Here is a 25,139-nt window from a genome sequence, read left to right on the forward strand (position 1 = left end):
CACCGGGCAATTCTTGCGCATGATCACCCGTTCGGCCCAATGCGACACGGTCCGCGGCGGACCGGTCCCCTATGCGTCCCCTCACACCCCTGTCGCACCTCCGGGTCCCCTCACACCTCGCCGACGGCGGCTGTGTGGCGCGTGTAACTCCTCATGATCGCGCCATGTGACACAGGCGTAACGGGCAATTCGTACGCTCATGGACCGAGGTTCCCCTCGGAGAGGCCGGAGAAGGGCAGCGTGTGAGCACCACCACCCCCACGTCGCAGGTGCGCACGGTCTGCTCGTACTGCGGTGTGGGCTGCGGCATGGTCCTCGACATCGGGATGGGCCCGGACGGACGGCGTACGGTCCTGAAGGCGTCCGGGGACAAGGCGCACCCCGCGAATTTCGGCCGGCTGTGCACGAAGGGCGCGACCACGGCCGACATGCTCGCCGCGCCGGGACGGCTGTCCACCGCCCTCGTACGGGACGACCGCGGGGCGGAGCCGGTGCCGGCGCCCGTCGACGCGGCGATCGCCGAGACCGCGCGGCGGCTGCGGGCGGTCATCGACGAGCACGGTCCCGACGCCTTCGCCTTCTACGTCTCGGGGCAGATGAGCCTGGAGGCCCAGTACCTGGCGAACAAGCTGGCCAAGGGCTTCGTACGGACGAACCAGATCGAGTCGAACTCGCGGTTGTGCATGGCGAGCGCGGGCGCCGGCTACAAGCTGTCGCTGGGGGCCGACGGGCCGCCCGGCTCGTACCAGGACTTCGAGAAGGCGGACGCCTTCCTCGTCATCGGCTCGAACATGGCGGACTGCCACCCGATTCTGTTCCTGCGGATGATGGAACGGGTGAGGTCGGCGGGGGCGAAGGTGATCGTCGTCGATCCACGGCGCACCGCCACCGCGGACAAGGCCGATCTGTTCCTGCCGATCAAGCCGGGGACGGATCTCGCTCTGCTGAACGGGCTGCTGTACCTGCTCCACGAGAACGGGGACACGGATCCCGACTTCATCGCGGCCCACACGGAGGGCTGGGAGGCCATGCCCGGCTTCCTCGCCGACTACCCGCCCGCCGCCGTCGCCGAGATCACCGGTATCCCGGAGGACGACATCCGTGCGGCCGCGCGGCTGATCGGTGAAGCGGGCGAGTGGATGAGCCTGTGGACCATGGGCCTCAACCAGTCCACACACGGTACCTGGAACACGAACGCCCTGGTCAACCTGCATCTCGCCACCGGCGCGATCTGCCGCCCGGGGTCCGGGCCCTTCTCGCTCACCGGGCAGCCCAATGCCATGGGCGGCCGCGAGATGGGGTACATGGGTCCCGGTCTGCCGGGGCAGCGGTCCGTGCTCGTCGACGACGAACGTGCCTTCGTCGAGGAGCTGTGGGAGCTGCCGCCCGACACCCTCCGCAAGGACGGGGTCGGCAAGGGCACGGTCGAGATGTTCCAGAAGATGGCCGACGGCGAGATCAAGGCCTGCTGGATCATCTGCACCAACCCCGTGGCCTCGGTGGCCAACCGCCGGACCGTCATCGAGGGTCTTGAGGCCGCCGAGTTCGTCGTCACACAGGACGTCTTCGCCGAGACCGAGACCAACGCGTACGCCGATGTCGTGCTCCCCGGCGCGATGTGGACGGAGACCGAGGGCGTCCTCATCAACAGCGAGCGCAACCTCACGCTCGCCCGGGCCGCCGTGGAGCCGCCCGGCGAGGCGCTCGCGGACTGGCAGCTCATCGCGCGGGTCGCCTGCGCGATGGGGTACGAGAAGGGGTTCTCGTACGAGAGCGCGGAGGAGATCTTCGAGGAGATCAAACGCGCCTGGAACCCGAAGACCGGGTGGGATCTGCGGGGTGTGACGTACGAGCGGCTGCGGGAGACGTCCGTGCAGTGGCCGGCGGCGCGGGAGGACGGGGACGACCGGAATCCGATTCGGTACGTCGACTCCGGAGGCCCCGTTTTTCCCACGGCCAGTGGGCGGGCCGTGTTCCATGCTCGGCCGCACATGCCCGCCGCCGAGATGCCGGACGACGACTTTCCCTTCGTGCTGAACACCGGACGGCTTCAGCATCAGTGGCACACGCTGACCAAGACGGGGCGGGTGGCCAAGCTCAACAAGCTCGATCCCGGGCCGTTCGTGGAGGTCCATCCGGAGGACGCCGCGGCGCTCGGCGTGGCCGGGGGTGACCGGGTCGAGGTCGCCTCGCGGCGGGGGCGGGCCGTGCTGCCCGCGGTGGTGACGGACCGGGTTCAGCCGGGGTGTCTGTTCGCGCCGTTCCACTGGAACGATCTGTTCGGGGAGTATCTGAGCGTCAATGCCGTCACCAGTGACGCCGTTGATCCTGTGTCGTTTCAGCCGGAGTTGAAGGTGTGTGCGGTTTCGGTGGTGAGGGTTTCCTCCCCCACCCCGCCCCTTCCCGAAAGCGGGGCGCTGCCCCGGGCCCCGCTGGGGGCGCTGCTCCCAGGCCCCCGCTCCTCAAACGCCGGAAGGGCTGAAGTTTCCGGAGCCGAGACGGTCGGCGCCGGGATTGCAGGCGCCCTCGGCCTCACTCCCGCCCCTCCCCCCGTCCTCACCGCCCAGGAACGCCAGTACCTCACCGGATTCCTCGCCGGGCTTCCCGCGGGCGCCCCCGGTGTGCCCGTGCTGCCGCCGGACGCACCGTTCAGCCCGGACCACGCCCTGTGGGTGAACGGCGTCCTCGCCGGGATGTACTCGCGAGCGGCCCAGACCCCTCGGGCCCCGGCCACTCCCCTGCGCGAGGTCGTCGTCCTCTGGGCCTCGCAGACCGGCAACGCCGAGGAGTTCGCGGTCGCGGCGGCCGAGCGGATCACCGCGACCGGGCACCGGGCGACGCTCCTCGGGATGGACGACGCCGACCCTCGTGCGCTGCCGCCGGGGGCGGATCTGCTGCTGATCACGAGCACGTTCGGCGACGGCGAAGCCCCCGACAACGGCTCCGGTTTCTGGTCGGCGCTGGCCACTTCCGAGTCGCCGCGCATGGACGGCGTGCGCTATGCCGTACTGGCCCTCGGCGACTCCTCGTACGACGACTTCTGCGGGCACGGCCGCCGGCTCGACCGGCGGCTGGACGAGTTGGGAGGGGTCCGGCTCGCTCCGCGTACGGACTGCGAGCCGGACTACGAGCCCTCCGCGCAGGCCTGGCTCGACCAGGTGCTCACCGCGCTCGTGCCCGGCCGGGCGGGACAGGCGCCCTCTCCCGTGCTTGCTCCCGTGCCGGGCCAGGTATCCGCTCCCGCACCGGCCCCGAGTGCGCCTTCGGCGTTGCGGAAGCCCGCCCCCGTCACCGCCCGGCTCACCGGCAACCGGCTGCTCAGCCTGCCCGGTGCGGGCAAGGAGGTCCGCGGGTTCACCTTCGACACGCGGGACAGCGAGACCCCGTTGACGTACGAGGCCGGGGACGCGCTCGGTGTGCGGCCGGTCAACTCCCCTTCCCTGGTGGCGGAATGGCTGGAGGTGTCCGGGCTGGACGCCTCAACCACCGTGGACGTGAACGGAGTCGGCCACACCTCTCTTGCCGACGCACTGGGACGGCATCTCGACATCACCAGGATCACCCCCGACCTGCTGCGCTTCGTGGCCGAACGGACCGGTGACAACCGGGAGTTGAAGAGGCTGCTGCGCCCGGACAACAAGGACGGGCTGGCCAAGTGGAGTTGGGGACGGCAGGCCGTCGACGTCATCGCCGAGCACCCCGTACGGGCGAGCGCCCAGGAGTGGGCCGGGGTTCTGAAACGGCTCCAGCCGCGCCTGTACTCCATATCCTCCAGCCCGCTCGTCGACCCGCACCTCGTGTCGCTGACGGTGTCCGTCGTGCGGTACGAGAACCTCGGCGGACAGGTCCGGGGCGGTGTCTGCTCGCCTTTCCTCGCAGACGCCGAACCGGACACGCCGGTACCGGTGTTCGTGCAGCGCTCGCCCCATTTCAGGCCCCCGGCGGATCCGACGACTCCGATGGTGATGGTCGGGCCCGGCACCGGAGTCGCGCCGTTCGTCGGCTTCCTCCAGGAGCGGCGGGCCCTCGGGCACCGGGCGCCCAACTGGCTGTTCTTCGGCGAGCAGCACCGGGCCACGGACTTCTACTACGAGGACGAGCTGACGGCCTTCGTCGACGACGGCACCCTCACCCGTCTGGACACGGCGTTCTCCCGCGACCAGCGCGCCAAGGTCTACGTCCAGGACCGGATGCGCGAGCACGGACCGGAACTCTGGTCCTGGCTCCAGAGCGGCGCCCGCTTCTACGTCTGCGGTGACGCCTCCCGTATGGCCAAGGACGTCGACCGGGCCCTGCGGGACATCGCCGTCACGCACGGCGGCCTGAGCGAGACCGAGGCCGCCGGGTACGTGAAGCAACTCGCGGCGGACAAGCGGTACGTCCGGGACGTCTACTGACAGTCCTTGGGCCCCCGAAGTCGGGCCGCGGTCACCTCGGTCGCCGCGGTCAGGCCTTGGCCTCGGCCGTCTCGGGGGTGGCGTCCGGTGCCGTACCGGGCTCCGGCTCGGCGACCGCCTTCGGGACCGGGATGAAGAAGGCGACGGCCGCGGCCACGAGGGCCACACCGGAGCCGATCAGCATGGCGACCCGGAACCCGTCCTCGGACGGCAGGGCGAACCCTCCGAAGTCCGTGGTCATCTGGGCCAGGACCACCGCCATCACGGCGGCCGACACGGAGCTGCCGATCGAGCGCATCAGCGTGTTGAAGCTGTTGGCGGAGGCCGTCTCCGACTGGGGCACCGCGCTCATGATGAGGGCCGGCATCGCGCCGTACGCGAAGCCGACGCCCGTGTTGGCGACGATGGTCACGGCGAGCAGGCCCAGGGGCGAGTCGGTGCCGATCATCGGCAGGGAGATGCCGTAGCCGAGGGAGATGATCAGGGCGCCGATGGTCAGGGTGACCTTGGGGCCGCGGGCGGCCGAGACCTTGGCGCCGATCGGCGACATCACCATCATCATCAGGCCGGCGGGTGCCATCCACAGACCCATCGCCAGCATCGACTGGCCGAGGCCGTAGCCGGTGGCCTCGGGCAGCTGGAGCAGTTGGGGCACGACCAGCGACTGGGCGTACATCGAGAAGCCGACCAGGATCGAGGCGACGTTCGTCATCAGCACCTGCGGGCGGGCGGTCACACGGAGGTCGACCAGCGGCTCACGCGTCCGCAGCTCCCACCAGCCCCAGGCCAGCAGGACGACGACCGCGGCACCGAGCAGTCCGAGGGTGGTGCCGCTCCCCCAGCCCCAGTCGGCGCCCTTGGAGACGCCGAGGAGCAGACAGACGAGCGCGACGCCCAGGCCGGCCGCGCCGAGCAGGTCGAAGCTGCTGCCCGCGGCGGTGTTCGCCCGGCCGACGGGCACGACGAACCAGATCAGGGTGCCGACCGCGAGGGCCAGGGCGGCGACGACCCAGAACAGCACGCGCCAGCTGGTGTTCTCGGCGATCGCCGCGGAGAACGGCAGGCCGAGCGCACCGCCCACTCCCATGGACGCGCTCATGATCGCGATGGACGAGCCCAGCTTCTCCGCCGGCACCACGTCGCGCAGGAGGCTGATGCCCAGGGGCACCACGCCCATGCCGAGGCCCTGCAGACCGCGTCCGGTGATCATCGGGATCACGGAGGAGGACAGGGCGCAGACGATCGAGCCCACGACGAGCGGTATCAGCGAGGCCAGAAGCATGCGCCGCTTGCCGTACATATCACCGAGGCGTCCCGCGACGGGCGTCGCCACCGCCGCGGCCAGCAGCGTGGCGGTGATCACCCACGAGGCGTTCGAGGCGCTGGTGTCGAGCAGCTTCGGCAGGTCACCGATCAGCGGCACGACCAGGGTCTGCGTGAGCGCGGCCACGATGCCCGCGAAGGCGAGGATGCCGACGACACCGCCTGAGCGGGACTCGGCCTTGGGACTGTCAGGACTTTCCACGGGGGGACTCTCCCTCTTGCGCTTCCGGATCACGGCGGGCGCGACGCACTGCACGGCAGGAATGCGGCATGCATAGAATGTGCATCGTACATGCCCAGTGCATCATGCATATTCATGACGACGCCCGCGTGATGCGGTCAGGCATCACGCCGTGCCGCACCGCGCCATACCTCGCGGCACCGCACGGACCAGCGCCCCCCAGCAGGACCAGAACGCCGATCCAGGAGTCGAGGAATCCCGCATGGACAAGCCGACACCTCTGATCGAGTTCGAGGCCATGCTGCTCGGGCGCCACATCCACCTGCTCACCCCGCACGCACGGGGTCTGCACGGGCGGCTCGACCGCAGCGCCTATCTCCTGCTCAGCCGCATCCGGGCGGAGGGGCCGATGTCGATCGGCCGGCTCAGCGCCGCCTTCGGCTTGGACGTCTCCACCCTCAACCGGCAGACCGCCGCCATGCTGCGGGCCGGCGTCGTCGAGCGCATCCCCGACCCGGACGGGGGCGTCGCCCGCAAGTTCGCCATCACCGCCGAGGGCGAGCGGCGCCTGACCGCCGACCGCGCCGAGAACATCAGCGGGCTGGAGAAGGTGGTGGCCGACTGGACGCCCGAGGAGGTCGCCGAGTTCGCGACCCTGCTCAGCCGCCTGAACCGCGACGTCGAACGCCACGACGGGCGGCCCTGGCCGCGGAGTTGAGACCAGGGTTCCCGCGAGGGAATCCTGACGCCTCCAGCACCCCGGCGCGGCGACCAGGCACGAGCCCGGTGTGACCCAAAGGCCCTCGCCGACGCCACCACGCGCCCAACTCCGCTTCCGGCGCCATCACTTCGCCCTCACCGACCCTGACCTGGCCCTCCCTCGTTCAGCGCGCCCCAACTCACCCTTCCCCTTTGTTGGTTGATCTTTCACGACTCCGACACCTGTCGACGATCGGACGGCCGGCGAATCCTGGCAAGGTGATCTGGGCATGCCAAAGAGGCCGCCCACCCCCACATCGCGGCCACACAGGAGGACGCTGTGCAGAAGAGCTCGCGCATCCGCAAAGCCTCGCTCACCCTCGGCAGTGCCATAGCGCTGGTCATCGCCCTTCCGGGCAGCGCGCTCGCCGCTCCCCCAACGGCCCTGCCCGCCAACGCGGATGACCTGGAGAAGACGTACCAGCCGACGTACGACTACGACACGGACGGCTGCTACCCCACTCCCGCCATCGGCCCCGACGGAACCGTGAACGGCGGCCTCAACCCGTCCGGCGCCCCGCAGGCCGAGTGCCACGACGCCTCGGACCTCGCCAACACCAACGGGTACGCACGGTCCAAGTGCAACAACGGCTGGTGCGCGATCATGTACGGCCTCTACTTCGAGAAGGACCAGGCGACGGTCGGCGGCCACCGCCACGACTGGGAGCACGCCGTGGTGTGGGTGCAGAACAACCAGGTCCAGTACGTCTCCACCTCCGCGCACGGCGAGTTCACCGTGCACACCCGCGACCAGATCCGGTGGGACGGCACACACGCCAAGATCGTGTACCACAAGGACGGGGTGAGCACGCACGCCTTCCGTGCCGCGAACTCGGCCGACGAGCCGCCGGAGAACGACCACCACACATGGCAGTACCCGGCCCTGGTCGGCTGGAACGGCTACCCGGCGGGCCTGCGCGACAAGTTGAGCGCGTACGACTTCGGCAGCGCCAACTTCGGCCTCAAGGACGCCAACTTCGCCGCCCACCTCACGAAGGCCGAGCCCGCGGGAATCGCGTTCGACCCCAACGCGTAGAGCACCGAGGCGTAAAGCCCGACGCGTCAAGGGGAGGGACCCACACCGGCCGGCACCCGGGGGGGGTAAGGCCGCCTCTCGGTACGGGAGTTGCGAGGCGGCCCCACAACTCCCGTATCCCGTACTGCGACTGCCGGACTCAGCTCCTGGGGACGGCCGCGGGAGGACCGCCCACCGGACCCCGGACAGCAGCGTCCGTCAGCTCCTTCACCCGGGCTGCGGGCACCGGGACGCCAGGGGTCTCGAAGAACCAGCGCCCCGTCTCCTCCTGGCTCAGCCCTTCGGGCCGCTCCGCCATGTACGGCTGGACGTAGACCGGGGTGTTGGGTTCGCTGCGCCAGCTGTCGGCGAGGGTGCCGATGTCGACCGCGTCGTAGCCGAGGACGTCGAGGAGACGGGCCACGTCCGCCTTGGCGGCCGGGTCGTCACCGGCGACGGGCAGGGCGCTGCGGTCGGCGGCACCGGCGGTGCGGGCGCTGGTGAACAGGCGCCGGAAGTCGATGTTGTTGAACGCCTTGACCAGGCGCGCACCCTCAAGATGCCGCTGCACGAGGGCGCTGGAGGTGAGCCCGCCCGAGTCCAGCTCGGCGATGCGGCCGTCGCGGTCCGGGTAGTAGTTCATCGTGTCGATCACCGTCCTGCCCGCCAGGGCCTCCACGGGGAGCCGGTCGTAGGCGTGCAGCGGGACGGTCGCCACCACCAGGTCACCGGCCCGCGCGGCCTCGGCGGGCAGGGCCGCGCGGGCCCGCTCACCGAGTTCGGCGACGAGGTCGCCGAGGGTGTCCGGGCCGCGGGAGTTGCTCACGACGACGTTCAGTCCGGCGGCGACGGCGAGGCGGGCCAGCGCTCCGTCGATCATGCCGCTGCCGATGAATCCAAGAGTCTGGGTCACGGTGTCGAATCTCCCCTTCGATGAGGATCGATGCCAATCTCGATGTCAATCTCGATGTCAAGTGTGAAACTCAGTGTCATGTTAGCCACCAAGACTCTCTCCTGCGATCCGGGGTCGGTCAAGCGGTACGATCACGGGGTGAGTGGAGCGGCGCGTACGAACACACGAGACATCGCCAGGGCGGCCGTGCGGGCCGAACTGGCCCAGGTTGCCTTCGAGTTGTTCCGTCAGGAGGGCTTCGCCAAGGTCACCCTCGACGACCTGGCGGCGGCTGCCGGAGTGTCCCGCAGCACCTTTCTGCGCTACTTCGGCACCAAGGAGGACGCGGTCCTCGGCGCCTTCAACGCCCACGGCGCCCAGGTCGCCGACGCCCTGCGGGCCCGCCCCGCCGACGAGGACGACTGGACGGCTCTGCGCCGGGCACTGGACACCGTCGTCGAGCGCTACCGCCTGGACCCGGCGGGCTCCCTGGCGATGACACGCCTGGTGAAGGACACTCCTGCCCTGTGCGCCCGCCAGCTGGAGAAGCAGCACGGCTGGCGTCCCGCCCTGGTCGAGGCCCTGGCCGAGCGCGACAACGCCGCAGACTCCACAACGCTGGGCCGGTCCGTACGGGCCGCCGCCGCCCTGGACTGCCTGAACGTCGCCATCGACCACTGGACCGCCTCCAACGGCCACCTCGACCTGGTCGACCTCCTGGACGAGGCCTTCGCCGCACTCGCACCACACTGACCACGGCTCACCGGGCGGACGCGCACACGAGAGCGGGTACGGGAGACCCCGGTTCAGCCGCCGACCCGGACACCCTTGAGAAGGGCGCCAGCACCGCCTCCCGCTCCACATCACAATTGGTCGGGAAAATGCGCGACTGAGCAACTGACCCCTGTGCGACAAACCGTGAGGCCAGACCCCGCCTTCGAGCCTTCAGACCAGGCCCTGCAAGTCGGTGGGCGTCACGCACTTCGATCAGGCTCGCTCCCGCACTTCGAGTACCGGCCATTCTTGCCCCGGCCCTCCATCGGCGCCCGGGCCGACATCGCGGCACACACCCGGACCGCGAGGCGGCCGCACCCGCCCGTGGACATGCCGCCGGACACCGGCACGATCAAGTCGTACGCCTCGTCGTCCGGGTCGATCGCCCCGCCCACCTCGGGAACCCCCAACGGCACGCCGTAGTGCAGGAACAGCGGAAGCCGTTGTCGAACCGGGCGCCGGAGAAGGCCCGCCGCGGCTCGCCGATCACCACCGCGCCGAAGCCGCGCCCGGGGTCCGGCGAGCCGCTGGAGCACGCGCCGGCGCCAAGGCCCCGCGGGCGGTCACCAACCAATGCATCCAGCCTCAAAGCTTGACCACAAATTACACACATCCCCTCTACACACAGGTCCTTCATGGTCTAGATTGACCGTGCTTCAGCTGATCGGACACATGGCGACAAATAATGATCAAAAGGTCTGGCGCTATGGACAGTCGGCAATCGCATCCCCAGACGTGGGGATGATCAATTCTTGGAGCCCGAGAGGGGGCCTTGGGTGCGGGGAGCATCCGAGGTTCCGGCGGGTTCCCGCGCACCTCGAGAGCCTGGCGGGACACACGAACTGTCGCCGCCGGGGCGGGTTGTTCAAGTACCTCTGAAGTAGCCGGGATGTCATGCGCGGGGAGCGAGGGCTTCCTGCGGGGAGGAACAGCACGGCTCGGGGGCGGGGGGCCTCCCGAGGGGAGGACAGTGCGGGGGGAGGGGCCCCCGGGGAGCGGAACAGTGTTAGGCGAATACGTCGAACCACTGGGAACCTGGGGGGTTCTGTGCGGCAAGGGGGATCAGTCCGCCCATTTCCGTCGGCGCGCGAGCGTCTGGCGAACGGGGCGATCAGCCGGCCCGCGATCGACTGGGAGCAGCGGTATCGCCGTACCGTGATCACCACCGACACCGTGGTGACCGCCTTCGTGGTGGGGGCGATAGGAAATTTCTTCGGGGCCCGGGACGCGGCCAACTGGCATGAGAAGTGGGGAATTCTCGCATTCGGCACCGAGCTGCTGGTGCTGGGAGCGCTCGCGGTGAGCCGGTCGTGGGCTCCGGCCGTACTCGGCCAGGGCGCCGAGGAATTCCGCCGGCTCGGACGCTCACTGTTCACGGCGACCGTCGTGCTGGCGCTCGGCGGGATCGCACTCACCTCACGCAACATCAAGCTCTGGATCTTCGTCGCGATCCCCGCGATCGCGCTCGTCACCATGACCGCGCGGTATCTGCTCCGCCTACGGCTGCACAAACAGCGGAAGGAAGGACGGTGCCTGAGACCGGTGCTCGCTGCCGGGAGCCCGGACACCGTGCGCGACCTGATCACGCGAACGCGCAAGTTCCCGCACATCGGCTGGCGAGTGGACGCGGTGTGCACGACGGACGGTCGCGGGCTCGACGGTGACCAAGTCGACGGAGTGCCGGTCGTCGGCCGGCTGACGGACGTCGCCAAGCACGTCCGCCACGACGGCTACCGCGTCGTCGCGGTCACACCGGACCCGCACTGGTCACCGGACCGGCTGCAGCGGCTGGCCTGGAACCTCGAAGGCAGCGATACCGAGATGGTCGTGGCCCCCGTGCTGATGGAGGTGGCCGGCCCGCGGCTGCACGTCGACGCGGTGCTCGGGATCCCGCTGCTGCGGGTCAGCATGCCGACCTTCACCGGGGGCCGCCGGGCGGTCAAAGGAGTCGTCGACCGGATGGGCGCGGCGGTCCTGCTGATGCTGTTCGCACCGCTGATGGTGTTCGTCGGGCTGCTCGTGCTGGCGGACAGCCGGGGTGGGGTGCTCTACCGCCAGCGCAGGGTCGGCAAGGACGGCCGCGAGTTCACCATCTTCAAGTTCCGCACCATGGTCGCCGGGGCCGACAGGGCACGTGCCGGGCTGGCCCACCGGAACGAGGGCGCCGGCCTGCTGTTCAAGCTCCGCCGGGACCCGCGCGTGACCCCGTTGGGAGCGGTGCTGCGCCGGTACTCGATCGACGAGCTTCCGCAGCTCTTCAACGTGCTCACCGGATCGATGTCGCTCGTCGGTCCGCGGCCTCCGCTGCCGGAGGAGTCCGCCGCGTACGGCCCGGACATCCGGCGGCGGCTACTGGTCAAGCCCGGGCTCACCGGCCTGTGGCAGATAAGCGGACGCAGCGACCTGTCGTGGGACGAGGCGGTCCGGCTGGACCTTCGGTACGTGGAGGACTGGTCGCTCGCCCTGGACACAGTGATCTTGTGGAAGACGCTGCGTGCGGTGCTCTACGGGCAGGGGGCCTACTGATGCACGGGGGTCTGCAACTCAACGGCCCCGCCGGCACGCGGACCGCAGGCCAAAAGGGCCTGCCTGGGGGGAGGGACGGGTCATGAGGGTCAGCGTTTTCGGGCTCGGCTACGTGGGCTGTGTGTCGGCCGCATGTCTGGCCGACATGGGTCACGAGGTCATCGGGGTGGACGTGAACCAGGTGAAGGTCGACCTGGTCAACGACGGCAAGGCCCCGGTGGTCGAGGAACGGATCGGCGAGCTCATCGCCGACGTCGTACGGACCGGAGCCTTGAGAGCCACCGCCGACGTCCGCGAGGCGATCATGGGAAGCGAGGTGTCGCTGGTCTGCGTGGGCACACCGTCGGAGCCCAACGGCAGCCTGTGCACCACGTACTTGGAGCGGGTCACCGAGCAGATCGGCGCCGTGCTGGCCGAGGGGGCCAAGAAGGAGGGCCGGCACACCGTCGTGTTCCGCAGCACCATGCTCCCCGGCACCTGCCTGAACCTGCTGGTACCGATCCTGGAGAAGTACGTCGGCGGCACGGCCGGGGTGGACATCGGGGTCGCGGTCAACCCGGAGTTCCTGCGCGAGGGCACGAGCGTGCAGGACTTCTTCGACCCGCCCAAGACCGTCATCGGCGAGATCGACCCGGCAAGCGGCGACGCGGTGACGGCGCTGTACGACGGCTTGCCCGGCGAGGTGTTCCGGGTGCCGGTCCCGACGGCCGAGGCGATCAAGTACGCGGACAACGCGTTCCACGGCCTCAAGATCGGCTTCGCGAACGAGCTGGGCGCGGTGTACCAGGCGCTCGGGGTGGACTCGCACCAGGTGATGGATGTCTTCCTGGCCGACCGCAAGCTGAACATCAGCCCCGCCTATCTGCGGCCCGGCTTCGCATTCGGTGGCTCCTGCCTGCCCAAGGACCTGCGCAGCCTGGTCCACGCGGCGCAGCGGGCCGACATCTCGGTGCCCATCCTCGCCCACGTGCTGCCTTCCAACTCCGCGCATCTGCAGCGCGCGGTGGAGCTGGTCGAGCGCACCGGCAAGCGCCGGGTGGGCCTGTTCGGGCTGTCCTTCAAACCCGGCACCGACGACCTCCGCGAGAGCCCGCTCGTCGAGCTGGCGGAGAGACTCTTCGGCAAGGGGTACGACCTGCGGATCTACGACGCCAACGTGAGCCTCTCCCGGCTGATCGGCGCGAACCGCGAGTACATCGAAAGCCGGCTGCCGCATCTCGCGCAGCTGCTCGCGGACTCCGTCGACGAGGTGCTGGAACACGCCGAGGTGTGCCTGGTCGGGACCAGGGACCCGGCCGTGCTGTCGGCGCTGCCCCATGGCGACAGCCCGGTGATCGTCGACCTCATCCACCTACCCGACGCCGAGACGCGCCGGACCGAACCGGGGTACATGGGCCTTGCTTGGTGACAGATCGTTTGAAGACACGGCCGGCGGCGCCGGTTCGAACCGGCGCGCGCTGGTCCTGGTGGAGAACCTGTCGGTGCCGTTCGACCGGCGGGTGTGGCAGGAGTGCACGACGCTGCGCGACGCGGGCTGGGAGGTGCACGTCATCTGTCCCCGGGGGGAGAAGCGGGACACGGAGCCGGAGGCGGAGATCGACGGGGTGCGGATCCACCGCTACCCGTTGCGCGCGGCCACCGGAGGGCCGGCCGGCTATCTGCGGGAGTACGGATCGGCGTTGTGGCACACGGCCCGGCTGGCCCGCAAGGTCGGCCCGGTCGACGTGGTCCACGCCTGCAACCCGCCCGACCTGCTGTTCCTGCCGGCACTGTGGCTGAAGCGGCGCGGGGCGCGGTTCGTCTTCGACCAGCACGACCTGGTACCCGAGCTGTACCTCTCCCGGTTCGACCGCGGCGAGGATCTGCTCTACCGCGCCGTGTGCGCGCTGGAACGGCGGACCTACCGGGCCGCGGACGTCGTACTCGCCACGAACGAGAGCTACCGGGACGTCGCGATCCGCCGTGGCGGTCAACGCGCCGAGGACGTTTTCGTGGTGCGCAGCGCGCCCCAGACCGACCGGTTCCAACCGGTGCCGCCCGAGCCTGAGTTGAAGCGCGGCAAGTCTCATCTGCTGTGCTACCTCGGCGTCATGGGCCCGCAGGACGGCGTCGACTACGCCTTGCGCGCCCTCGCGAAGCTGCGCGACGAGTTCGGGCGGACCGACTGGCACGCGGTGTTCGTCGGCTCCGGCGACGCCTTCGACGCGATGGTGGAGCTGTCCCGGAAGCTCGGTCTCTCCGAACAGGTGCAGTTCACCGGGCGCGTTCCGGACGCCGACCTGGTGCGCTACCTGTCCACCGCGGACGTGTGCCTCTCCCCCGACCCGCGCAATCCGCTCAACGACGTGTCGACCATGAACAAGGTCCTGGAGTACATGGCGATGGGCCGGCCGATCGTCTCGTTCGACCTCCGGGAGGCGCGAGTCTCCGCCGGTGACGCCGCTGTCTACGCGCCCGCCAACGACGAGGCCGAATTCGCCAAGCTCATCACGGTGCTCCTCGACGATCCGGAGAAGCGGGCCCGGATGGGCGGCATCGGCCAGGAGCGGATCAGCGGGCAGCTTTCCTGGCGGAACTCGCAGGCATCGCTGCTCGCCGCCTACGCCGCCGCCTGCCGTGACCACACTCCGGTGTCGTCGCGCGAGCCGGTCCGGGCACGGAGGAGGCAGCGCCCTTGAGCGATGACACGATACGTCTGGTCACGATCGGGCGGATTTTCCGTCGGCGCGGGCGGCTTCTCGCCGTCCTCGCCATGGTGGGCGCGCTCGTCGGCTACGGCGCCTCGGTGGTGTTCCCGCCGCGGTACACGACGTCGGCATCGGTTCTGCTGCCGGGGCAGTGGGAAGAGCGCGCGCTGCTGACCCAGGTGGACATCGCGACCAGTTCGACGGTGGTCGACCGCGCGGCCGCCAGGCTCGACTGGCCGGACGTCAGCGGTGCCGAGCTACGGGATCAGGTGAGCGCCAAGGCCGCCGACGGGAACATCGTCAGGATCTCGGGTACGGCCGACACCCCGGAGCGCGCGCAGCAGCTCTCCGACCAGGTGGCCCGGCAGTTCGTCGGATTCGCCGCGCGGATAGCAGGCGGCAGCACCGACTCCGCAGCGGCCGCAGAGCCCGAGGAGCTGCGGCAGCAGGTGGAGGAGACCAACCGCCGCATCAGCGACCTGGCCGAGGCGGCCGATCCGGGGCAGAGCGTGGAGAGCGTGCAGACCCGCACCGCGCTCGAGAAGCTGCGCACCTCGCTGGAGGAGGCCATGACGAAGCTGGACCAGGCCGACCCGGCAGCCAACATGGCGGGCATGGTCGTCATGGGTCCGGCGGCCCGGCCGACCGGCGAGGCGCCGCCGACGAGGATGCAGCTCATCGTCGCCGGGGCACTGCTGTTCTTCCTGCTCGCGGTCGTCGGCCATCTCACTGCCGCACGGATGAATCGTCGGCTGCGCGGCGAACCGGAGATCGCCGCGGCGCTGGGTTCGGCGCTCCTCGGCACCGTCGACGTGCCTGATGAACGGCGTGCGCACCGGCCGGAAACCCGTGGCCCACGGGTGTCGATCCGCCGACTCCTGCGCATCGACACCCGGTGGGACGTGCCGACGCCGCAGAGGTCCGGCGACGAGGCCGGCAGGCGGATCCGCTACCGGCGGGTGTGCGCTCGCCTCCGGGACCGGCTACCGGTCCCCCGGCGGCTGCTGGCCGTCGTGCCGGACGGCGACGAGATCGCCCGCCGGGCCGCCGAGCAGCTCGTCGCCGAGGCCGAGGGCGATCCGCTGCTGCGGGTGGTGGAGGTTTCGGTGGACCGGCCGATGGTGCCGGACAGCGGCACCGAGTCCGGTGCCCTGGTTGTCCTCAGTGCGGGCAGCTGGACCAAGGAGGAGCTCGCCGGCCTCGCCGAGGCGTGTGCGGACGGCAGGCACGAGGTCGTCGGCATCGTCGTCGCCGGCCCGGTCCTGGCCCGTCCCACACGGTCTGCCGACGGTCCTCCGGACAGCGCCGCCCCGGCGCTCGCGGTTCGCGACCACGCGACGGGAGGTCCGGTGTGACGACGAGCACGACTTCGGAGTCGTCGGCAGCCACTCCGCTCTTCGACCTGCAGGCGCTGGTGGTGTCGGTGCGCAGGCGCCGCCGCCTCTGGAGCTCCATGGCGCTCCTGGGGCTGCTGGCCGGCCTGGCGGTGGCGGTCCTGCTGCCGCCGCGGCCGGCCGCGGTGACCAAGGTGCTGGTCGCGCACAAGGAGGACCAGCCGAACGACACCGGAACGCTGATCCGCACCGACGTCGCGCTGCTGGGGACCACACGGATCGCCGACAAGGCCCTGCAGTCCCTCAACTCCCCGGAAAAACCCGAGGACTTCATGGAGGACTACCGGGGTACCGGCCTGACCAACAACCTGCTGCAGATCGATGTGACGGGTGACAGCGACGCGGAAGCGGTGGCCCGGGCCAAGGCACTGGCCGACGCGTTCGTCGCGGACCATGTGAGGCGGATGCGGGAAACCGCGAAGGCCGAGGCCAAGGCCCTGCTCGACCAGCGTGACCGCATGCGGGACGAACTCGCCCAGGTCAACCGGGAGATCGGAGACCAGTCGCCGGAGAGCGACCCGGAAGCGTCGGCGAGCATCGAGTCCCTCTTCGCCCGCCGGGCCGAGCTCAACTCGCGAATCGCCGACTTCGACCAGCGCGCGGCGGAGGCGCGCACAGGCACGCCCAAGATCATCACAGGCACGCAGATCGTGGACGCCCCCCGCGCGGTGCGGCACTCCCTGCCCAAGGCCGCGGTCACCAACTCCGCGATCGGGCTCGTCCTCGGGCTCGTCCTCGGCCTCGCGCTCGCCGCGGTCGGCACGGTGGTGGCGGACCGCCCCGTGCTGCGCCGGGACATCGCGGCGAACCTGGGCGCCTCGGTCATCGCGGAGCTGCCCCGCCGGCCGGGCAGACTGTGGCAGCGCCGACGGACCCGGACGACACGCGAACGGCTCACCGCGACCCTTGCCCGCACCGTCCGCGGCTCCACGGAACCGGTGTCGCTGCTGGAACTGGGCTGCGCGCGCAGCACGAGCGTGATCGCCCTGGACCTCGCCGGGGCACTGGGGGCGGAGGGGCCAGTGGTCATCATCGATGATCTGCCCGGACCGCAGCTCGCGAAGCGCCGCCAGAAGCCAGGAGACCCCACCGTGGTCAGCGGCGAGCGAGCCGCGGCCGTGTCGCATCAGGAGCGCCGGATCGGCGTCGGCTCGGTGGCGCCCGGCACTGCCTGGACCGACCTGCAGCACCTCGGCAGCCAGACCGTGCTCGTCGTGCGTGCCGGGCACGGCAGCGCCGCGTGGCTGCACACCGTGGCGCGGCAGCTCGCGGACCAGCGGATTCCGGTGATCGGCGTGGTGCTGATCGACCCCGATCCGCGCGACCGGACCGACGGCACGCTGTGGGACGGGCTGCACAACGCGCTGCGCGGCCGGACCGAGCGGCCGGTCCGGCAGAACGGGACGGGCCGGCGGCGCACGGAGCGGCAGCCGATGCCGGCCGCACGGGTCCCGGACGACGACCAGGAGGTGCGGTAGGACATGTGTGGCATCGCAGGCACTTACCGATGGCCGGACGGAAAGGCCGTGACCGACCGGCTCACCGACACCCTCGCCCACCGCGGCCCGGACGGCGCGGGCCGCTACGGCCACCCCCTCGGTGACGGCGAAGTACAGCTCGGGCACCGCCGGCTGGCCATCATCGACCTGTCCGAGACCGGCGCCCAGCCGATGGTCTCGGACGGCCTCGCCCTCACGTACAACGGCGAGCTGTACAACGCGCCCGAGCTGCGCGCCGAGCTGGCGGCCGCCGGGGTGCGCTTCCGCGGCACCTCCGACACCGAGGTGCTCCTTGAGGCCTGGCGGCGCTGGGGAACGGACTGCCTGCCGCGGCTGCGCGGCATGTTCGCGTTCGGGATCTTCGACGAGCGCACCGGCGAACTGGTGCTGGCCCGCGACCAGTTGGGCATCAAGCCGCTGTTCCTGCTCCGGCGCGGCGAGGGCCTGGTGTTCGCCTCCGAGCTCAAGGCGCTGGCGGCCGCCACCGGCGGACCGCTACAGGTGGACCATGGGGCGCTGGTGGCGTCACTGCTGTACTACTGGGTGCCGGACTCACGGTGCGCGTTCCGCGAAGCGGAGAAGCTGCCGCCGGGGAGCTGGCTCCGGTGCCGGCCCGACGGCCGCGTGGAGCGCGGCCGGTACTGGAATCTGAAGGATGTCGCCGCCGAGGGCCAGGAGCGGGCCCGCAGCGGCGAGCAACCGGACCTGGCCGCCATCGTCGAGGAGTCGACTCGACGTCACCTGCTCTCCGACGTACCCGTGGCGACCTTCCTCTCCGGCGGCCTCGACTCCAGCTACCTGACCGCGCTGGCGGCCCGCGACCGGCCCGGGATCTCCGCGTACACGATCGGGTTCCGCGCCGAGGACGCCAAGTTCGAGGCGATGCCGGACGACCTGCGCTATGCCCGGCAGGTGGCCGAGCGGTTCGGCGTCGACCTGCACGAGATCGAGATCGCTCCGAACGTGCTCGACCTGCTGCCGCGGATGACGTACCACCTGGACGAGCCGATCGGCGACCCCGCCGCGATCAACACGTTCCTGATCTGCGAGGCGGCCCGGGAGGCCGGGGTCAAGGTGATGCTCTCGGGGATGGGTGCGGACGAGTTGTTCGCCGGTTACCGCAAGCACCTGGCCAACCTGATCGCGCTGCGCTACCAGCGCGTCCCTCGGCCCCTGCGGCGCGGCCTGTCCAGGGCCGTGGACCGGCTGCCGGTCGCGACGGCCCGCCGGGGGTACCGGTCCGTGCGCTTCGCGAAGCGGTTCCTCTCCTTCGCCGACCTGCCGGAGGAGACCGCGTTCCGGCGCAGCTACACCATGTACGACCAGGAGGAGCTGCTCGCCCTGGTCAACCCCGACTTGGCCGGGACGGTGCAGGACGTACTGACCGAGCACGCGGACATCTACCACGACAACGACCTCGACGACTTCGTCAACCGCATGTGCCTGGGTGACGCCCGGATGTTCCTGCCGGGCCTGAACCTCGCCTACACGGACCGGTCGAGCATGGCCGCGTCGACCGAGGTGCGGGTGCCGTACGTGGACGTCGAGGTGGTCAGGGCGGCGTTCGCCGTGCCCGGCGACCGCAAGATCGTCGGAAGGCAGGGCAAGGCCGTCCTCAAGGAGGCGGCCTCCTCGATCCTGCCCCGGGAGATCGTCTACCGGCCCAAGGGCCTGTTCAGCGCCCCGCTGCGCGCCTGGATGAGCCGGGATCTGGCACCGCTGGTGCGCGAGGTGGTCAACGACGGCGTGCTCGTCGGTTCCGGGATCCTGCGCCGTGACGCGCTGGCGCGCATGGTCGCCGAGGACGCCGCCGGGCAGCGGGACTTCTCCAAGCATCTGTGGCATGTGCTGACGCTCGAGTACTGGTATCGCGACGCGACCTCTGGCTCCGGCCGGAGCCAAGCGGCTTGACGGCGTAGAAACAAGGGGACTTCGGGTGAAACAGGTTGTTCAGAACTACAAGAGCGGCGAGCTGGCGGTGCTCGACGTGCCGGTGCCGGGGTGCAAGCCGGGCGGTGTCCTTGTCCGCACGGCCTACTCGCTCATATCCACCGGGACCGAGCTCATGAAGGTGTCCGAGGCCGGTATGTCGATGCTGGGCAAGGCCCGCTCCCGGCCGGACCAGGTGGCCAAGGTCATGCAGAGCGTGGCCACCAACGGGGTGCCCGCCACCTACCGCAAGGTGATGGGCAAGCTGGACTCCTACACGCCGCTGGGCTACTCGCTGTGCGGTGTGGTCGAGCAGGTCGGCGCCGGGATCGACGACGTGAAGGCCGGCGACCTCGTGGCCTGCGCCGGCAACGAGCACGCGCTGCACGCCGAGCTGAACTGGGTGCCGAAGAACCTCTACACCCCGGTGCCGGACGGCCTCGCGCCGCGGCACGCGGCCTTCGGCACCGTCGGGTCGATCGCGATGCAGGGCGTCCGCCGAGGCGAGCCGCAGCTCGGCGAGGTGGCCCTCGTCATCGGCCTCGGGCTGATCGGGCAGTTGGTGGTGCAGCTCCTCGCCGCCGCGGGGGTCCGCGTCGTCGGCGTCGACCCCGACCCGGTGCGCTGCGAGCTGGCCGAGCGCCTGGGCGCCGACGCCTGCGGTGATCCCGCGTCCACGGCCGTGGAGGCCGCCGTCGCCGAACTCACCGGCGGTCACGGCGTCGACCAGGTGTACCTGGCCGCCGGCGGCGGCAGCAACCAGCCCGTCGAGCTGGCCGCGCGGCTCTGCCGGGACCGCGGCCGGGTCGTCGACATCGGCAAGTGCCGCCTGGACCTGCCGTGGAACGCGTACTACGAGAAGGAGCTCGACGTCCGGTTCTCCCGCTCGTACGGCCCAGGGCGCTACGACCCGGAGTACGAGCTGGAGGGGCGCGACTACCCGATCGGCTATGTGCGCTGGACCGAGCGCCGCAACCTGGCGTGCTTCCTCGATCTCCTCGCCCGCGGCAGGGTCGACGTGGAGCCCCTGGTGTCCCACGTCGCCGACTTCGATGACGCCGTCGAGACGTACCAGCGCCTGAAGGACGGCGACCTGAAGGCCGTGGCCGTGCTGTTCCGGTACCCCGGGCAGAAGGAGGAGGCGGGGGAAGCGGCGGCCCCGACGGTGGCCGTACCCGCGGTGCGACGCAGCGGCACGGCGTCCGCCCCGGCCCGGTCCGCCAAGACGCCGGTGCGCCTCGCGTTCGTCGGCGCGGGAAACTACGCGACGTCGATGCTGCTGCCGCACCTGGCCCAGCGTGACGGCGTCGAGTTGTCGACCGTCGTCACCACCACGGCGCTGTCCGCGGCCAACGCGCAGCGGAAGTTCGGCTTCGCCGAGGCGACCACCGATCTCGACGCCGTGCTCGGCGACAAGTCCATCGACGCGGTGTTCGTGGTCACCCGGCACAGCTCGCACGCCGAACTGACCCGCAGAGCCCTCCTTGCCGGCAAGACGGTGTTCGTGGAGAAGCCCCTGGCCCTCACCGAGGACGAGCTGGCCGGCGTGCTCGCCGCGGTGGAGGAGTCCGGCAACGACCGGCTGCAGGTGGGCTTCAACCGCCGGTTCGCACCGCTGCTGCAGGAGGCCAGGAAGCGGTTCGGCGCCCGGACCGGTCCGGCGAGCCTCCGCTATCTGGTCAACGCGGGCCGGCTGGGGCACGGCAGCTGGTACCTCCAACAGGGCACCGAGGGCTCACGGTTCGCCGGTGAGGGCGGACACTTCATCGACACGGCGAGCTGGCTGCTCGAAGCGGACCCGGTCTCGGTCTACGCGGTCGCCACGTCCGGCAACGAGGACCTGCAGATAGTGCTGGGCTACCCGGACGGGTCCACCGCCACCATCAGTTACGTCACCACAGGCGCGGCCGGCTTCCCCAAGGAGACGCTGGACCTCATCGCGGACGGCAAGGTGCTGCGGCTCGACGACTTCGTCCGTGCCTCCGTGTATTCGGACGGCACAGCCGGCCGCAAGCAGTGGGTCAGCTCGCGGCTGCCCAAGGCCCGGGACAAGGGCCAGAACGCCGAGCTGGCCGCGTTCATCAAGGCCGTGCGGACCGGCGGGCCGATGCCGGTGCCGCTGGAGTCGCTGGTCGCCACCACGTCGGCCACCCTCGCCGTGGGGACCGGCCTGGCCGGCGGCGCGCCGGTGACGTTGGCGAGGGCGCGATGACTGTGAACTCGGGGAGTCCGGGCTGGTACCTGCGGCGCCTGTCCCGGATGGGGCCGCGGGAGGTCGGGGGCCGGGCGGCCGACGCGGTGCGCAGGCGGCGGTGGCGGTCGGAGCCGCCCAACTGCCCGAGCGTGACCGGCGCCCGGTTCACCGCGGTACTGCCCGCCGGGACGATCGCCGCGATACCTTCGGACGCCGCGAAACGCCTCGTCGCCGAGGCGGACCGGCTGATGGACGGCCACGCCGAGTTCTTCGGGGTGGCCCGCCACGACCTGACCGACCCGGACTGGTGGTCCGACCCGAAGACCGGGCGCCGGGCCCCGTGGGGCTACGCCTTCGACGTGCCGTACCGGAACGAGGACGCGGTCGGGGACATCAAGCAGATCTGGGAGCCGTCCCGGCATCAGTACCTCACCCAGCTCGCCGCCGCCTACGCGATCACCGGGAACGAGCGGTACGCCGAGCGCGTGGCCGAGCACCTGCGGTCGTGGTGGACGGCCAACCCACCGCTGCGCGGCGTGCACTGGATCAGCGGCATCGAGCTGGGCATCCGGCTGCTGTCCTGGGTGTGGATCCGCCGGCTGCTCGACGGCTGGCCGGGCGCGGCCGGTCTTTTCGAGGGCAACCCGGTGGCGCTGAACCAGATCTGGCACCACCAGCGCTGGCTGGCCGCCTTCCCCAGCCGGGGGTCTTCGGCGAACAACCACGTCGTCGCCGAGGCCGCCGGGCAGTTCGCGGCGGCTTGCGCGTTCGGGTGGTTCCCCTCCTCGGCGCGCTGGGGAGCCGAGGCGCTGCGATCCCTTGAGCGGCACCTGCGAAGCAACACCTTCCCCTCCGGCCTCAACCGCGAGCTGGCCACCGAGTACCACGGACTCGTGCTGGAACTCGGTCTGGCCGCGGTGGCCGAGGCGGACGCCGCCGACGTGCCGGTCCCCGCGACGGTCCGGCTGGTGCTGCTGCGGATGACCGACGCGCTCGCGGCCGTGGTGGACAACCGGCTACGGCCCCCACGCCAGGGGGACGCGGACGACGGGCACGGTCTGGTCGTGGACGGCGCGGGCACCGACCGCTGGGCCTCGCTGCTGACCACCGGGGACGCCGTGTTCGGCCGGCTCGCGTGGTGGCCGGAGGTGACCGGCACCGATGTGCGCACCCCGCTGCTGGCCGCGCTCATCCGTCCGTACCCGAAAGATGGAACGGCACCGGCCGCGACCCGTCCGGCAAGCCGGCCGGGCCACTTCGCCGACGCGGGCATGACGATCCTGCGCGGTCCGGCGGAGATCTGGTGCCGCTGCGACGGTGGTCCGCACGGCTTCTTGTCCATCGCCGCTCATGCCCACGCGGACGCGCTGTCCGTGGAGGTCCGGCACGACGGGGTCGACGTGCTCGCCGACCCGGGGACGTTCTGCTACCACGGGCAGCCCGAGTGGCGGCAGTACTTCCGCTCGACCCTCGGCCACAACACCCTGCAGCTGGACGGCGATGACCAGTCCGTCTCCGGCGGCCCGTTCCTGTGGACCCGGCAGGCCCGCAGCCGCGTCCTGGTCGCGGACACGTCCGACGCCTCCGACGGGGGGACGGCCCACTGGTGTGCCGAGCACGACGGTTACCGGCGCACCGACGGCGCGGTGCACCGCCGCCGGGTGGAACTGACGGGCGCCAGCCAGGAGTTGAGGGTCGTCGACGAGGTCCGCGGCCGACACGGACCGCGCCGTGCCGTGCGGCTGGCGTTCCACCTCGGCCCCGCGATCGCCGCGGACCTGACGGACGACCGGGCGGTGCTCACCTGGACCCGGGACGGCGAGGACCGTTCCGCGGTGCTCGACCTGCCCGGGCAGCTGAGCTGGCGGTCGCATCGCGGCGAGACCGACCCGCCGCTGGGCTGGTACTCCCCCGGCTTCGGGCGCAAGGAACCCGCCACGACGCTGGTCGGCACCGGCTTCGCCGACGGCTCCGCGCCGTTGGGGGAGTTCACCACTGTGCTCAGGTTCCGCGGCCCGGGGGACGAGTGAGCGTCAAGAGGCGGCACTGGGCGCCGGCGGCGGCACCGCTGGCACTGGCCCTGCTGACGGTGACCGGCTGCGACGGTTCGCAGGGCGCCAAGGCGGAGCCGAAGGCCCCGGCGTCCGCATCCGCCCCGTCCGCGACCCGATCGGTGGCCCGGGTGTGCGCCGAGCCCGCGGCCGGACCGGCGAAGGCGCCGGCGGGCGCGGTGACGGTGGACCCCGCGGTGGTCGGTGACCTGGCCGCGAAGACCAGGAGCAGCCCCCCGAAGACCACGTTCTGGCTTCGGCCGGGCAAGCACAGGCTCGATCCGGACCGCTACGCCCAGGTCATCCCCAAGAAGGGGAACCGCTATCTCGGCGCGCCGGGCGCGGTGCTCGACGGCCGGAAGAAGAACCAGTACGCGTTCGGCGGCAGTGCCGGCAACGTCACCATCCGCTACCTGACCGTGCAGCGTTTCGTCGCGCCGCACGACGAGGGCGTGGTCAACCATGACTCGGCCGACGGGTGGGTGATCGAGCACGCGACGATCCAGTACAACTCCGCCGCCGGGCTGATGGCCGGTGCCCGTCAGCAGGTCCGCGCCAGTTGCCTGCGCGACAACGGCCAGTACGGCATGAACGCGTACAAGGCCGGCGACTCCATCCGCGGCCTGGTGGTCGAGGGCAACGAGATCGTGGGCAACAACACCGGCGACTGGGAGCGGCGGAAGGAGGGCTGCGGCTGCACCGGAGGCATCAAGTTCTGGGCCGTCAACGGCGCCGACGTACGCGGCAACTGGGTGCACGACAACCGCGGAACGGGGTTGTGGGCGGACACGAACAACAACGACTTCCGCATCGAGAACAACGTGATCGAGGCCAACGACGGTGCCGCGCTGATCTACGAGACCAGCTACAACGCGGTGATCCGGAACAACACGATCCGGCGGAACAACTGGGTCGAGGGCCGCAAGGGGGCCGACGGCGGAGACGACTTCCCGTACGCGACCGTCTACCTGTCCGAGTCCGGCGGCGAACCACGGATCCGAGCCCGTACCGACAAGATCGAGGTCCACGGGAACCTGCTGGAGAACAACTGGTCCGGAATCACCCTGTGGGAGAACGCCGACCGGTTCTGCAACAGCCCGGCCAACACCTCGTCCGGTGACTGCACGTTGCTGGTGCGGAACTCCGACCGCTGCGCGCAGCCGGGCATCGCCAAGCCACCGCTCTACGCCGACTGCCGGTGGAAGACCCAGCGGGTGGACATCCACGACAACCGCTTCGTGCTGGACAAGTCCGTCGTCGACTGCACGACGATGTGCGACCGAATGGCGGTGCTGTCCAACTACGGCACCTATCCGGACTGGTCGCCGTACAAGGGCGAGCGGGTGGCCGACGCGATCACCCGCAAACAGCACAACCGCTGGCACGACAACGTCTACCTCGGACCGTGGAAGTTCGTCGCCCACGACCCGGGCCGGGTGCTCGGCTTCGGGGAGTGGCAGGGCAGGACCTACCAGCAGGACACGGGCAGCACCCTCGGCCCACGGGCCGGTGGTTGAG

General features: G+C 70.8%; 16 protein-coding genes. 14 read left to right on the plus strand and 2 right to left on the minus strand.

Annotated elements, in window-relative coordinates:
- Window positions 1-308 precede the first annotated feature (308 nt).
- Window positions 309-4,397, plus strand: coding sequence for a molybdopterin-dependent oxidoreductase (locus OG718_RS16720; protein ID WP_443055343.1), 4,089 nt, complete (start codon window positions 309-311; stop codon window positions 4,395-4,397).
- A gap of 49 nt (window positions 4,398-4,446) precedes the next feature.
- Here the strand turns inward: OG718_RS16720 and OG718_RS16725 are convergent, their stop codons facing one another.
- Window positions 4,447-5,922, minus strand: coding sequence for an MFS transporter (locus tag OG718_RS16725; RefSeq protein ID WP_143638316.1), 1,476 nt, complete (start codon window positions 5,920-5,922; stop codon window positions 4,447-4,449).
- Between the two features lie 241 nt (window positions 5,923-6,163).
- Between OG718_RS16725 and OG718_RS16730 the strand changes: the two genes are divergently transcribed.
- Window positions 6,164-6,619 carry a MarR family winged helix-turn-helix transcriptional regulator gene (locus OG718_RS16730; RefSeq protein WP_328844499.1) on the plus strand — a complete coding sequence of 152 codons (456 nt, stop codon included), beginning with the start codon at window positions 6,164-6,166 and terminating at the stop codon, window positions 6,617-6,619.
- Window positions 6,620-6,940: 321 nt separating this feature from the next.
- Entirely contained in the window at window positions 6,941-7,696 is a 756-nt protein-coding gene (locus OG718_RS16735) for an NPP1 family protein (RefSeq protein ID WP_143638312.1), read from the plus strand.
- 139 nt (window positions 7,697-7,835) lie between these two features.
- Here the strand turns inward: OG718_RS16735 and OG718_RS16740 are convergent, their stop codons facing one another.
- Complete coding sequence (locus OG718_RS16740) at window positions 7,836-8,588, minus strand: NADPH-dependent F420 reductase (RefSeq protein ID WP_328844500.1); 753 nt, start codon at window positions 8,586-8,588, stop codon at window positions 7,836-7,838.
- A gap of 138 nt (window positions 8,589-8,726) precedes the next feature.
- On the opposite strand from OG718_RS16740, the gene OG718_RS16745 reads away from it, so the two are divergent.
- The 11 genes from OG718_RS16745 (at window position 8,727) to OG718_RS16795 (ending at window position 25,138) form a co-directional block, all read left to right on the plus strand.
- On the plus strand, window positions 8,727-9,320 hold the full coding sequence (locus tag OG718_RS16745) for a TetR/AcrR family transcriptional regulator (protein WP_260695272.1): 594 nt from the start codon (window positions 8,727-8,729) through the stop codon (window positions 9,318-9,320).
- Between the two features lie 270 nt (window positions 9,321-9,590).
- Window positions 9,591-9,764 (plus strand): hypothetical protein, encoded by a 174-nt coding sequence (locus tag OG718_RS16750; protein ID WP_186001208.1) that lies wholly within the window; start codon window positions 9,591-9,593, stop codon window positions 9,762-9,764.
- A 624-nt stretch (window positions 9,765-10,388) separates the two neighbouring features.
- Window positions 10,389-11,867 (plus strand): sugar transferase, encoded by a 1,479-nt coding sequence (locus tag OG718_RS16755; protein ID WP_328844501.1) that lies wholly within the window; start codon window positions 10,389-10,391, stop codon window positions 11,865-11,867.
- Window positions 11,868-11,949: 82 nt separating this feature from the next.
- Window positions 11,950-13,275: a nucleotide sugar dehydrogenase gene (locus OG718_RS16760; protein WP_143638306.1), complete on the plus strand. Its 1,326-nt coding sequence runs from the start codon at window positions 11,950-11,952 to the stop codon at window positions 13,273-13,275.
- Window positions 13,265-14,545: a glycosyltransferase family 4 protein gene (locus OG718_RS16765; protein ID WP_328844502.1), complete on the plus strand. Its 1,281-nt coding sequence runs from the start codon at window positions 13,265-13,267 to the stop codon at window positions 14,543-14,545. The genes OG718_RS16760 and OG718_RS16765 overlap by 11 nt, the downstream gene beginning before the upstream one ends.
- Window positions 14,542-15,909 carry a polysaccharide biosynthesis protein gene (locus OG718_RS16770; RefSeq protein WP_328844503.1) on the plus strand — a complete coding sequence of 456 codons (1,368 nt, stop codon included), beginning with the start codon at window positions 14,542-14,544 and terminating at the stop codon, window positions 15,907-15,909. Before OG718_RS16765 ends, OG718_RS16770 begins: the two co-directional genes overlap by 4 nt.
- A complete protein-coding gene (locus OG718_RS16775; protein WP_328844504.1) occupies window positions 15,906-17,426 on the plus strand; it encodes a Wzz/FepE/Etk N-terminal domain-containing protein in 1,521 nt (506 codons plus the stop codon). Before OG718_RS16770 ends, OG718_RS16775 begins: the two co-directional genes overlap by 4 nt.
- Window positions 17,427-17,429: 3 nt before the next feature.
- On the plus strand, window positions 17,430-19,358 hold the full coding sequence (gene asnB, locus OG718_RS16780) for an asparagine synthase (glutamine-hydrolyzing) (RefSeq protein WP_328844505.1): 1,929 nt from the start codon (window positions 17,430-17,432) through the stop codon (window positions 19,356-19,358).
- Window positions 19,359-19,383: 25 nt separating this feature from the next.
- A complete protein-coding gene (locus OG718_RS16785; RefSeq protein WP_328844506.1) occupies window positions 19,384-21,588 on the plus strand; it encodes a bi-domain-containing oxidoreductase in 2,205 nt (734 codons plus the stop codon).
- Window positions 21,585-23,600 (plus strand): alginate lyase family protein, encoded by a 2,016-nt coding sequence (locus OG718_RS16790; RefSeq protein ID WP_143638297.1) that lies wholly within the window; start codon window positions 21,585-21,587, stop codon window positions 23,598-23,600. Before OG718_RS16785 ends, OG718_RS16790 begins: the two co-directional genes overlap by 4 nt.
- Complete coding sequence (locus OG718_RS16795; RefSeq protein WP_143638295.1) at window positions 23,597-25,138, plus strand: right-handed parallel beta-helix repeat-containing protein; 1,542 nt, start codon at window positions 23,597-23,599, stop codon at window positions 25,136-25,138. The genes OG718_RS16790 and OG718_RS16795 overlap by 4 nt, the downstream gene beginning before the upstream one ends.
- Window position 25,139: the final 1 nt, after the last annotated feature.

This window comes from Streptomyces sp. NBC_00258, from assembly GCF_036182465.1.
Taxonomy (GTDB): Bacteria; Actinomycetota; Actinomycetes; order Streptomycetales; family Streptomycetaceae; genus Streptomyces.